Here is a 13,884-nt window from a genome sequence, read left to right as displayed (position 1 = left end):
ATATTAAAATTTTAAATTAGCACCAATTACAAATGATCTTAATGTTGGGTAAGCATCCAATTCTACCCCTTGTGTTCCATAAGGATTACCATCTCCATTTAACTCAGGAGAGAAACCTGAATATTTTTGTGTTATAAACGGGTTGATTGCATTAAGATAAATTCTGCAAGAACTAATAAATTGGTCGTCTTTAAGAGGAAGTTTGTATCCTAAAGTAATGTTGTTAATTCTAAAGAAATCTGCAGATTCCATATAATAAGTAGAAGCAACAGGAACGGTATTAAATGGTCTTGGATTCTGAGATGTTGTATTTGTTGGAGTCCAATAATCATTTGTCATAGAAGCTTCAATATTTTCACCTCCAAAACGCTGTGCTTTTTTACCATTATATACTTTTGCCCCACCAGTTCCATATCCGTCAACTGAGAAATCAATGTTTTTGTAAACAACTCCTAAAGAAACTCCGTAGTTAGCTTTTGGTAAAATTGAACCTACATATTTTTTATCAGCTGTTGCAGATAAAGCATCCTGAGTCACTTTATCACCAGAAGCATTATAATAAAGCATATTTCCATTTGCCGGATCTACACCTGCATATTCATAAAGATAAAAACTACCTAATGGCTGACCAACTGAGTTGTTGTATAACAATTTAGTATCCTGACCATTTCCTAAATTACCTCCAATAACCTGAGATAATGAAATATCTTTTAAGCTTGTAAGCTCATTTTTGTTGTGAGAGAAGTTACCTCCAACCCAGTAGCTTAAATCATCAGTAATTTTATCATCCCAACGTAAGGCAATTTCATAACCTTTGTTTGAAACTTCACCAACATGAGAAGGAGAAGCAGTTGTGATTCCAGAAGTTGGATAAGGTTTTACATATAAAATTACGTTATCAGTATTTTTGTCATAAACATCAAATGATCCTTTCAATCTGCTGTCTAAAAATTCGAAATCAATACCTGCAGAAGTCTCTTCAGTAATTTCCCATGTTAAAGTAGGATCTATTTGAGAAGTGATACTTGATCCTTCATATAAAATTGAACCTCCCAGATAACTATTTAATCCAGAATTATAACTTTGACTGTTTAATGGTACATTTTGGTTACCCAATTTACCCCAGCTTCCTCTTAATTTAATTAAATTAACTCCTTTAATATCTGACAAGAAACTTTCTTTAGTCATGATCCATCCTAAACCTACAGATGGGAAAGTTCCCCAACGATAATCTTTATCAAAGTTTGAAGATCCGTCACGTCTAATAGTTCCAGTTACTAAGTATTTGTCCATCAATTTGTATTGGAAACGTCCAAAATAAGAAGCTAACTTACTTTCATTGAATACAATATCTTGTAAATTCGTAACAGTACCTGAGTAATCAACACCTTTTGCATCTGTCGCATTGTATAAAGACCAATAGTTAGAATCAGGACTTACATTTTTTCTTGTAATCACTAATTTTTCTCTTGAACCTTTTACAGACGTTTCGATACCAGCAGTTAATTCAACATCATGAATTTGAGCAAATACTTTATTATAAGTAAAATAGTTAGATAAGTTCCAGTTAAAATACTGTTCTCTACCTTTAGTCAATAAATTGACAGGATCAGTACTTGAATAATCTGCATCTTTACGAGTTGGATTAGCAGCTAACCAAATATTTTTAGTATCCTCGAAGTTATAATTTTTCCAAGTATAGTATTCTCCATTAAATTGTGAAGTAAACTTTAAACCTTTTAAGATTTCATAATCCAATTTTAAACCTCCCTGAAGCGTAACACTTCTTTGTTGTTCATTGTAAAAATCTAATTGTGATACAGGATTACCAACATTGTTAAATGAAGTACCTGTTGGGCTTGCTACTCCACTTGCATCTGCAAAAGGTGCTCCATATTGACCATTTGCAAAACGAACAGGAACAATTGATGACTGTTTGTATGCATTTGTAAATGCGCTTAATGGTTTTGGTGTAGAATTAGCCGAAGTAAAGCTAAAGTTTTGATTTAAAGTTACTTTTTTAGAAAGTTTAAATTCATTGTTATTTCTAAAACTTGTACGGCTGTAATCTAATCCGTTAAGTACCGCTTTTTCCTGATAGTTCCCTGCACTAAAAAAGTATTTAACATTTTCTGTAGCACCAGAAATAGAAATATTATTTTGTGTGTAAGTACCAGTTCTTGTAATTTCATCAAACCAATTTGTATTAACAGGTTGATCTGTTGAAAATCTGTTTGTCCCTAAAGAAGCATTAGAATAGCTTGCATATTGATTTGCATCTGCCATTTTTACTTTTTTAAGCGGCGTTCTAACGCCACCAAAGCTTTCCACTTCTACAGAAATTTTGTCTCCTTTACCCTTTTTAGTAGTAATAATGATAACCCCGTTTGCAGCTCTTGTACCATAAATGGCAAGAGATGACGCATCTTTTAGAATTTCGTAAGATGTAATATCATTAGTATTGATATTATTGATGTTATCCGTTGGCATACCATCAACAATATATAATGGATTTCTTCCTCCTAAAGCTGTACCTAAACCTCTAATAACAACAGAAGGTGTACTACCCGGAGCATCTGAAGAAGTAACCTGAACCCCAGCAGCTTTACCCTGAATTGCCTGAGAAGCATTTAATACCTTTGTTCTTGTAACATCCTCAGCTTTTAAAGAAGTAATTGCTGAAGTGTTATCGATTTTTTTTCTGGTACCATATCCTATTACTACAACTTCTTTTAAGGCAGTATCTCCTGCTTCTTTTAAAGTAATTTTCATTGGAGATGTAGTTGCTGCTATAGAAACAGCCTCAAAACCTAACATTGAGATTTTTAAAATCTCGCCCTCTTTGGCATTTATTGTAAAATTTCCGTCAAAGTCTGCATCAGTCGAAGTTCTGGAATTTGAAGCAGCAATAACTGCTCCCGGAATTCCCATTCCACTACTGTCTACTACTTTTCCTTTAATTGCTTGACCAGACATGTAAGCTGGCAGTAGCAAAAGTGCTAAAAAGCTAAAAATAAAATTTTTCATACAGTTTGTAATCGTTTAAGTTAGTAGAGCCAAATTAAACAATTACAACGTTGTAGTACATCAAACACCACTACTACATAACTACATCATTATGATAAATAATAAACATATAATAATGATTATCAATACATTAAATGTTAAATTAATTTTGTTAACATTACGTTATGATGTAGTAATGATGTATTGGAATTATATAAAAAATGATGTGTAAAAATATAAGATCCTTAAAAATTAAATGCAAATCTTACAGACTTAATAAAAATTTTGAGAGGTTTTCATCCTGAGTAAGGTTTAATTTCTTTCTTAGTCGATATCTGTGCAATTCTACGCCTCGAAAAGAGATATTCATCATAGGTGCAATTTCCTTTGAAGAGAGGTTCATTTTAAGATAAACACACAGTTTTATATCTTTTGGAGTAAGATTTGGAAACTTCTTGGACAAACTTATTATAAACTCATTATGAATTTGATTTAGATTGGTTTCAAAAATTTCCCACTCGTGTTTATTTACTTCATTTATTTTAATGGCTTTCTTGATTTCACTTTTAAGCTTATTAAAATCTTTTTCTGAATCCAGAATGCTCTGAATATTTTCGATCATTTCACTTTGCTTTGCAATAGACAAAGATTTCCCTGCAACTTCTGATGATTTCGTTTGTAATTCGAGTTCTAAAATATGTTTTTGATATTCCTGAATATTTAGTTCATTCTCCGCTTTCAATTCCATTTCCAGAATTTCTCGTTGATGTTTTAGTTCTTCTGCCTGCAATTTTAATTTTTGCATGTAGCGGAGTTTATTCCATTTATAATAGAAAAATAATACTGTACCTATTATTAGCATATACAATAAAACCATCCAGAACGAAAAGTACCAGGGTTCTGCAACACGAAATTCAAAACCAGAAACTTTTTCATAAGTAGCTCCGTCATGTTTGTATACAACAATAGAATGATTGCCGCTGCTTAGATTATTCAATACAATCATTCCGCCAGAAATCTGAACGAAGTCATTACTTTTATTGATCTTATAAAACAAATTAGGTTTACTTGCTCCATAAATACCGGATATTACATTTACTTTGAGTTCTGTATTATATTTAATTTTAGAATCATTAGAAACTAATAATCCATCATTATAAGCTTCTATTTTAACATCAGAATTTTGTTTGTTTTCGTACTTTAACTGAAGAGAAATAAATCCGTCGTCCAGATTTAATAAATAATGATTTTGAGTTTTAAAAATTCTCAAATTATCATTAATCAGTTTTCCTTTATAATATTTCTCCTGAATAATGTTCCAGACAAATTTATTTCCTGCAGCCTGAATATGATATAAAATTCCGTCCTGAAGTACCATAAAATGATCTTCATCAATGGCAACTACATCGGTTATATTTTTAAAATTAACATTAAAGAGTTCGTTCCCTTCAAGTTTGTTTGTAATAGAATTATAGGTATACCAGGAATTGTTGATTAGAAAAAGAATCTCATTTCTAAATTCGAAAATTTTAACCCCAAAATCATTTTTTATCTTGCTTTGCTGAGTAATGTTCTCAACTTTTCTTGTCTTATAATCGTCACTATATAAAACACGATATAATCCACGATAGTTATCTGCTGCCCAAATTTCATTTTTTTTATTTTGAGCTACATATTTTATAGGTTTCGAAAGATCTTTTATTACTTTATTTTCGGTAAGTTTTGAAATATCGTCATAAACCAAAACTCCACTATAAGTAGACTGAAAATAGGTGTTATTAATACTGCTTTTAGACAAATTCCAACCTCCGCTAATATTATTTGTCTTTATCAAAGAACCATTTTCATAACAAAATGTCCCATCATTATGACCAATAATATATTTATCATCAATTTTCGTAATATTCCAGGCTTGACCTTGTGTATTAGGCATCATATGAAATTTACCTGAATCAAATTCAAAAACACCATGATTCGAAGCTATCAAATATCCCCTGTTAGTGGTTGCAACTGAGTAAACGGAACCAAGAAGCCCTGAATTATCATAAAAAAATGAGATTGGAGAATTTACTTCAACATGCGCAATTCCGTTATCCAAACCCAGCCATAAATCATTTTCTTTGTCAAAACCAATACTCAGAATTGAGTTATTCATCAGGACATTATTCCTGTCGATATTTTTATAGGTATTTGTAGTAAAGTCATAAATATAGAGACCTCTGTTTCCTGTTCCTATAACTAATTTGTTTCCTTTGATGAATTTGGCAACATTAATTGTCGCTCCCTTCAGCGTTTCATTTAATGGATTATTCCAGGGTCTTAAACCTTCTTTTTCTACTATAAATATTCCTTTTTTCTGAGTAAAAATATAAGGCTTGTTTTGATATTTTTCTATAGCATGAACTACCGTTTTCTTTAAGACATTCCAACCTTTTGGATTTGTAATTCTGGAACCATTTAATCTAAATAATCCTTTTTCTACTGATGCTACATATACATTCTTATCGACTACAAAACAATAGGATATTAAAAAAGGAAATTTGATTTTTTGAATATGTTTGCCATTATAAATAAAAATATCATTAAACGATTGAAAATAAATAGAACCGTTAAATCTGAAAATTTTCCAGATTTCTTCATTATCTTTTTCATCAAATAATCTTAGATTTTTGGTAATAGAAACATAATGCATTTTTCCATCTTTTCTATACCAATATCCAAACTCTTTATAAGATCCGGAATAGATTTTATCGCCCTCGATCATAATCGAGCGAATAATAGTTTTATTAGGTAATGTATATTTTTCCCAAACTACGCCATCATATCGCAATAAATAGTGATTATTAGCAAAATACATTGCATTATCCTTACCCTGAACGACATTCCAAATTTGATTGTCACCCTGATAATCTGATTTATTATAATTTTCTACGAAAGGAAGTAATTCTTGTGCTTGTATTTGTGAAGCAATGAAAAAGAAGAAAAATAGTTTTAAAAGTGTCGATTTCAAAATATTCGGATTTGTCTTCAAAGGTACTGACAAATATTTAATCCTAAAGCATAAAAAAGCCCCTCAGTTGAGGAGCTTTTTTATATAGAGAACGTCATTTTTAGTTGTGAAGTAAATGATAAACCTGATTTGCAATTTCGTATTCTTCATCTGTTGGGACAACTAATACTTTTGTTTTTGAATTTGGTGTGCTGATTTCCCTAATTGCCTTGGAACGAATTTGATTTTTTTCCTGATCAAGTTCAATTCCAAAATAATCCATATCCGTACAAACCAATTTACGCATGTATGATGAATTTTCGCCAATTCCTGCTGTAAAAATTATAGCGTCCAAACCATTTAAAGCAGCCGTATAAGAACCAATTGTTTTTTTGATTCTATACGCATTCATTAATAAAGCCAAGAGACAATCTTTATTTCCTTTTTCAGCTTCTGACTCAATATCACGCAAATCACTGTAACCTGTTAGCCCAAGCATACCGCTTTGTTTTAGCAAAATTGCGTTTACTTCGTCTGGCGTATAGCCTAAATTTTTTATTAAATAAAAGATTACTGACTGATCGATATCTCCTGCACGAGTTCCCATTATTAGTCCATTTGCGGGAGAAAAACCCATAGTATGATCGATACTTTTGCCATCTTTGATAGCGGTCATACTACAGCCATTTCCTAAATGGATTGTAATGATCTTAGAATTGTTTTCTAAGTAATCAATTGCTTTTTCAGATACATATTTATGACTGGTTCCGTGAAAACCATAAACCCTAACTTTATTCTCTGTTAAAAGATAATTAGGAATCGCATATTTATAAGCTTCAACCGGAATAGTCTGATGAAAAGCAGTATCAAAAACCGCCACTTGTTTTGCTGATGAAAAAATTTCCTCGGCTACATTTATTCCTACCAAATGCGCCGGATTATGCAATGGAGCCAATTCTGAAAGTTCTTTTATTTTTTCTTTTACTTCTTCTGTAATAATAGTGGTATCAGAAAAATAACTTCCTCCGTGTACCACGCGATGTCCAACAGCCTGAATTTCTGAAGTAGATTTTATTACTCCTTTTTCCGGATCTAAAAGCATTTCGGCTACTTTTTGCAGTCCTATTTTATGTGATGCAATTGGCAATATTTCCTCAATAGAATCAGAGGAAGTTTTATAGCTAATATTCGAAGTTTCGAGTCCAATTCTATCAATCATACCAGAACAAATTACTTCGTTTGATGGCATAACCATTAATTGATATTTAATCGATGAACTTCCTGAATTGATAATTAGTATTTTCATTTTTTATTTATTTTTAGCTGCTAAGATGCTAAGGCACTAAGGTTCTAAGTTTAATTAATTCACTAAAGAGGCAAAATTCATAATTAATAATTCACAATTTATAATTAATTAAAGTCCCTGCGCCTGAATCGCTGTAATTACTACTGTATTTATAATATCGTCTACCGTACAACCGCGGCTTAAATCGTTTACAGGTTTGTTCAAGCCTTGTAACATCGGTCCAATGGCTAATGCTCCGGTTTCTCTTTGTACTGCTTTATAAGTATTATTTCCTGTATTTAAATCCGGAAAAATAAGTACGCTCGCTTGTCCGGCTACTTCAGAATCCGGCATTTTGCTTTTTCCAACCACTTTATCTACGGCAGCATCATATTGAATTGGTCCTTCGATTTTAAGATCTGGTCGTTTTTGTTTTACAATTTCGGTAGCAGTTCTGACTTTATCAACTTCATCTCCTTTTCCAGATGCTCCGGAAGAATAAGAAAGCATGGCAATTTTTGGTTCAATTCCGAAAGCTGAACTTGATTCTGCTGATGAAATTGCAATTTCTGCCAATTGTTCTGCAGTTGGATTTGGATTAATAGCACAATCTCCAAAAACAGAAACTCTGTCTTCTAAACACATAAAAAATACTGAAGAAACGACAGACGAATTTGGTTTTGTTTTAATGAATTGCAAAGCCGGTAAAATAGTATGCTGCGTGGTATGTGCTGCTCCGGAAACCATTCCGTCAGCGTGACCTTTATACACCATCATTGTACCAAAATAAGATACATCCTCCATTAAATCCCTTGCCATTGTAATACTTACATTCTTTGCTTTTCGAAGCTCGTAATAAGTATTTGCATAATCTTCGTAAAGTTCAGATTCTATAGGATTGATAATATTTACTTTCGAAAAATCAAATGTAATTCCAAGCTCAGTAACCTTATTTTCAATTTGTTTTTTATCTCCAATAATCGAAATATCCACCACATCCATATCTAATAATCTTGAAGCAGCAATGATAATCCTGTCATCATTTCCTTCCGGCAAAACAATATGTTTGCGATGTTGTTTTGCTCTTTTTACCATATTGTACTGGAACATTTTTGGCGTCATTCCTTCCGGTACAAAAGTGATTAATCTTTCAGACAGCGTTTCAACTTCAACATACTTTTCAAAAGTAGTGATCGAGGTTTCTATTTTATGTGTATTATTGGCATAAATCTCGGATCTAATTGCGCCAATTTTATTGGTGATATGATATGTTCCTCCATCAACAGCAATAATAGGAACTATGGCAGAAAGCCCTTCGATAAGTTTTAAAATACTTTCTTCCGGAACAATATTTCCGGTAAGGATAATTCCTGAAATCGTTGGATAATTTGCTGATTCATTTGCTTGTAAAGCTCCTAAAATAATATCAGAACGATCTCCCGGAGTAATTACCAAAGCATTGTCATGCAAGTGAACTAAGTAATTATGCAACTGCATTGCTCCAACGCTAAAATGCCCAATTTCATTGTTTAAATAAGCATGTCCAAACAACACTTTTGCATCAAGCTGATTGACAATTTCCTGCATTGTTGGATTGTTCAAACTTGAAATCAATGGAATTGTATTGATCAGGACATTAGCCGGTAAGCTTTTCTGTAATCCTTTCGTAACTAATTCTATATTCTCAAACTGAACCTTATTTGCTATAACAGATAAAACCTCAACCTCTTTTACTTTAAAAGAATCATACACCAAATAAAGGCTGTCAACTAATTCTTCTAATGTTTTACCAACTCCTGAACCTATAATTATAGTTGGAATTCCGAGATTTTTTGCGATTAAAACATTCAAATCCAATTCAATCGAAGTTCCTTCGCCAGTAAAGCTTGTTCCTTCAACCAAAACAAAATCAAAACGTTCTTCGAGCTTTTTATATTTTTCGATAATCAGGTCTAGAACCTCCCCTATTTTACCTTTATTTTTTTTCTTGATTAATTTGCTTTTCGTAATCGCATAAGCATCTTCAAATTTTATATCAAGGTCAAAATGCGATAAAACTGTTTCTATATGATTGTCTAATTCGCCATCTACAAAATCTTCTATAATTGGCCTAAAATAGCCCACTTTTGCCGTTTTACCGATTAAAATACTCATTAAACCGAGCGTAATAATCGATTTCCCGCTATTTTGATCACTAGTGGCTATATATATCGCTTTACTCATAATTTATGTGTTATATCTAAACAAATGTACTTTAAATCGTTTTTTTACTATTGAAACAAACGTTAAAACCAACGTCTTTTTTTGAAATAAATAATCAGGGCGATCACTAGAAAAAACATTGCAATCATCACGCTGTGATATCCGTATTTATATCGAAGTTCCGGCATATTTTCAAAATTCATTCCGTATACTCCAACAATAAAGGTAAGCGGAATAAAAATAGCCGATATAATGGTTAAGGTTTTCATGATTTCATTCATCTTCCTGCTTTGCTCAGAAAAATAAAAATTAGAAGCACTTTCCAATGAGCTCATATCTGATTCTATTTGCTCTAAAAGTTCTAAACTTTTTTGATGTAACCTGACGAAAAAATTAAAGGTATCTTTTTGAATTAAACTGTTTGTATCATCATCTTTAATTGTTTTAAGATAATACAGCGAATCCCGAAGCGGAACAATAGAGCGTTTTAGAAAATTGAAGTTATCACGGTGATTTTCAATTTTTTCCAAAATAACAGGATCTGCACCTTTTTTAGTCAAATTGATTAATTCTTCAATTTTCTCTTCTTCATCTTCTATTGTAATGTAAAAGTTTTCTATTACGGCATCTAATAAAAGATACAATAAATAATCGACTTTTTTAGTCCTTACAATTCCCGCATGTGTGCGGAGACGTTCGCGTATATGGGTGAAAAAATCGCTTCGTTTTTCCTGAAAAGAAATAAGAATTCCATCTTTCAATATAAAACTAATTTGCTCTACACTAATATTATCAGAATATTCAGAAGGCAACAGTGATTTTATATTAAAAAATAAAACATTTTGTTGCTCTTCGAGTTTAGTTCGCTTAGTAGTATTTAAAATATCTGCCAGTAAAAAATCATCCAGCTTAAAATGAGCTCCAATAGTTTTGAGCAAACTTATATCATTTAAACCATGAACATTTAGCCAGTTATTCTTTGTATAATCAAAACAAGAATTTAATGCCGCAACGGTAAACTTTTCATATTCAACAACATCTGCATCGTCATATACAAAAAGCTGCATCTCTGTTTCATGCTCTTTATGCGTTCCTGTATACTCTAATGTAATATGCTGCAGCTTGCGTCCTTTCTTGTATTTTATCTTTCTCATTCAAAAATATTTACAATAGTAATATTACGAAAAAGAATCTGAATGGGAAATGACATTTATCATTTTGATAGGAAAAGATTTTCGAGAGAATTGCATTTTTTGTAATCTTTTTATTACTTTTATAAATTAAACCCGACAGGTTTTAAAAACCTGTCGGGTTTGACAATGAATATATAAAATATGCAAATAACCGAACCTCTAGAATCTGGAAAATACTATCACATTTATAATCGCGGGATCAACAGCGAAAACATCTTTAAAGAAAATAGAAATCACGAATATTTTCTAATTCTTTACAACAAACATATTGACCCAATTGCCGAAACATTCGCTTGGTGTCTATTAAAAAATCATTTTCATTTATTAGTACGAATTAAGACTTTAGAAGAAATTCTGTGCACAAAAAACGAAGATAAAATCAAAAAAAACATTCCGCCACATCAGTCTTTTGGTAATTTATTTAATGCTTACACAAAGGCAATCAATAAAGGTTATAACAGACATGGTGCTTTATTTGAAAGACCATTTAAAAGAAAATTAATTGATAACGAATCTTATTTACGCTCTGTGATAAAATACATTCATTATAATCCTGTAAATCATGGTTTTTGCGAACATCCAATAGAATATCCCTGGAGTTCATATATAACTTGTGTTTCTGAAAAACCAACTAAATTAAAACGTGAAAAAGTCATTTCATTATTTAAAAATATTGAAACGTTAAAAGCTTTTCATAACCAAGGAGAAAATTTCGATTCAATAGAAAACTCTCTGAATTTATAAAAACTTTACCCGCAATATGATCGCAATCCAAACCCGACAGGTTTTAAAAACCTGTCGGGTTTAACAATAATACGAAACTAAAATCCATAAAAAAACCGAGCCATTTCTGACTCGGTTTTTCCTTATTTATGATCTTCAAAAGATCCCGACAGAAATCGGGATAAGCGATTCACATTCCGATAAATCGGAAGTTCTCTGCTTATTTTACTTCTTCAAAAGAAACAACCATTGTATATCAACTAATTACAAATCAATGGTACAAATAAGGTACAAAATAAATTTAATTTACCTCGATAAGATATTGAGTAAAAATTTTTCTTGAGAAAGAAAAACGTGAATTTAACACATTTTTTACCATTTCTTTAAACCACTGTTTAGCGGTTCACCATTTAATTTATGAGTCAAGTTTTGCTTTAGTCTTAATAATTTAAGCCAATTACCCAAATCTCTTGTAGCTAATTTTACCCGCAGCCTTTTATTTGTTTATAAAGTCATTTCCACTAACTATATCAAATTCCCACTTCTTTTGATAAGGTCGAACTTTTCTATGTCTCTTAAATTCTATGTCAATTTCATTCTCAAATCCTAATCCATTATAATATTCTGCATCAAATAATTCAGACATTCTTGGGTCAGCATTAAAAATTTCCTCGATAGTTGAAAATTTCTCAAAGTCTTTTGGTGAATTTATAAAGTATCCACATAATTCCAATTCATCTCCACACATTAAGTGTTCGTTGTAGGCTTCTCTGTGTCTTAAATAGTTTATAAACTGTGTTCTCGCCATACCTTTTTTTAGTTTTTTTAAAGCAAGAACGAAAGCTTCGAAATCATCTATACAGACAGACCAAGGATATAATGCTTCTTCATCTTTTGTTAATAGGTTTTCAAGATTTGTTTGAATATTCCCATATTTGAATTGAGTAACAACTATAGAAAAATAATCTTTGATTTTGTTTGGTTTTATTTGGAATATGCTTTTGTGAGTTTTGTTGTCAAAAATCTCAAAAGGTTTTCCTTCCGCGAATTTATTTTCGATTCTGACACATTGGTCATATCCATATTGAATTGATTTTTTGAAATCAGATTTTATCTTATCAAATGCTTTTATTGGATCACGCATTGGTGCTCTGAAAAGAGTGTCTTTAATTTCTACTATGAAGAAAAAACCTTTAAACATAATAAGTAAGTCTTGTTCTGACCTTTTTTTATCGACATAGTAAGAATCAAATATTAGAGCTTCTTTTCCAAATAACTTTCTAAAAACTTCTTCTACTTTTTTCTCAAGTTTTAGGTTTCTAAATTGGGTATATTTCTCTTTTTTTATTTCAGATAATTTAGAATTGATTCTATTATAAAAGCTCTCAATTAAAAATTTGTATTGAGGACATAAAAACTCAGCTTCATTAAGTTTTATTAATGGTGTATCAAAAAAAGGATTTTTGTCTGCATAATATAATATTTCTCCTTTTTTTTGATTTTCATCATAAGTTAAAAACTCAATTAATATTTTAGTAATATTAGTTGGTAGATTTACCTCATAAATATCACTCACATTATGAATAAATATAAAACCTGGCTTACGCATAAAATCTTTCATAAGTTTTAATTCTGGCTCATCTATCCATTTCTGTGGGTCAATTAGTCCTCTTTCAACGAATTTAGCCGTTAGTTTTGGCCATTCTTCCTGATTCAAAAAATAGTAATTACAATCTGTATATTTTTTATTTATGAGATCTTTAATATGATTGCAAAAAGCAATTGACTCTGTTACTGAAAAACCGAGAATTTCTTTCACTTCTTCATTAAACTCGCCACAGTTTCTTTGTAATCTTTCTAATGTTTGCTCATCATAAGATAATTGTGCATTCCCAAAATAATTTAGAAAAGTTTGTAATGAAACCGAAACTTTATCAATATTTGGACTATCATTTATGTTTTCATCATAAAAGCCAATATCTCCGAAATAAGTCATTTCAATTTCATTCAACAAATAAGTTATTTTATCCCATTCTTCTTTTGAAATACCTACTTTACCTCCTCCTATCTCGACTGAAAAGTATAAATCTGTTAAATACACAAATTGCTTCATCGGAGACATCAAGTTTTTAAAAACTTCTGAAGTTTCCCTTTGGTCAATATGGCTTGTCATTTGAGTTAGATAAGGCAAAAATGAATCTTTTTGAAAATCGCTAATTAATAATGAAAGCTCATTAATTATTTCTTCTTGTGTTCTTCGTGATTTACGAATAGCCTGCATTTCCTCCCAACGCTTCTTTAGTTCTTTAAGTGCTTCAGGACTTGGTTTGTTCATTTACTCTAAAATTTTGAGGTTAAGTTTTTTTTTAAAAGCTCAGGTAACGTTCCGTTGCTACAAGAGGTTTGGGATTAACTAAGTCTTGTTTTCGGATTTGCTTAATGATCCCAAATACAAGACCATTTTTAAATCAAGCCAAATGCCCAAA

General features: G+C 31.2%; 7 protein-coding genes. 1 reads left to right on the top strand and 6 read right to left on the bottom strand.

Going from position 1 to position 13,884, the window contains the following annotated elements:
* Window positions 1-3 precede the first annotated feature (3 nt).
* The 5 genes from ASF10_RS16375 to corA all read right to left on the bottom strand — a co-directional run bounded on the left by ASF10_RS16375 (window position 4) and on the right by corA (window position 10,636).
* Complete coding sequence (locus ASF10_RS16375) at window positions 4-3,027, bottom strand: SusC/RagA family TonB-linked outer membrane protein (protein ID WP_056251197.1); 3,024 nt, start codon at window positions 3,025-3,027, stop codon at window positions 4-6.
* Between the two features lie 244 nt (window positions 3,028-3,271).
* Window positions 3,272-6,016: a LuxR C-terminal-related transcriptional regulator gene (locus ASF10_RS16370; RefSeq protein WP_056252217.1), complete on the bottom strand. Its 2,745-nt coding sequence runs from the start codon at window positions 6,014-6,016 to the stop codon at window positions 3,272-3,274.
* 100 nt (window positions 6,017-6,116) lie between these two features.
* Complete coding sequence (locus ASF10_RS16365; protein ID WP_056251192.1) at window positions 6,117-7,301, bottom strand: acetate/propionate family kinase; 1,185 nt, start codon at window positions 7,299-7,301, stop codon at window positions 6,117-6,119.
* Between the two features lie 108 nt (window positions 7,302-7,409).
* Complete coding sequence (gene pta / locus ASF10_RS16360; RefSeq protein WP_056251189.1) at window positions 7,410-9,503, bottom strand: phosphate acetyltransferase; 2,094 nt, start codon at window positions 9,501-9,503, stop codon at window positions 7,410-7,412.
* A gap of 62 nt (window positions 9,504-9,565) precedes the next feature.
* Window positions 9,566-10,636, bottom strand: coding sequence for a magnesium/cobalt transporter CorA (corA, locus tag ASF10_RS16355; RefSeq protein WP_056251186.1), 1,071 nt, complete (start codon window positions 10,634-10,636; stop codon window positions 9,566-9,568).
* A 180-nt stretch (window positions 10,637-10,816) separates the two neighbouring features.
* On the opposite strand from corA, the gene ASF10_RS16350 reads away from it, so the two are divergent.
* On the top strand, window positions 10,817-11,419 hold the full coding sequence (locus ASF10_RS16350) for a transposase (RefSeq protein ID WP_056251183.1): 603 nt from the start codon (window positions 10,817-10,819) through the stop codon (window positions 11,417-11,419).
* Window positions 11,420-11,894: 475 nt separating this feature from the next.
* Here the strand turns inward: ASF10_RS16350 and ASF10_RS16345 are convergent, their stop codons facing one another.
* On the bottom strand, window positions 11,895-13,733 hold the full coding sequence (locus tag ASF10_RS16345) for a hypothetical protein (RefSeq protein WP_056251180.1): 1,839 nt from the start codon (window positions 13,731-13,733) through the stop codon (window positions 11,895-11,897).
* Window positions 13,734-13,884 lie beyond the last annotated feature (151 nt).

The organism is Flavobacterium sp. Leaf82 (assembly GCF_001422725.1).
Lineage (GTDB): Bacteria > Bacteroidota > Bacteroidia > Flavobacteriales > Flavobacteriaceae > Flavobacterium.
The sequence above is the reverse complement of the archived record's forward strand: the minus strand, read 5'-3'. Positions and strand labels throughout refer to the sequence as shown.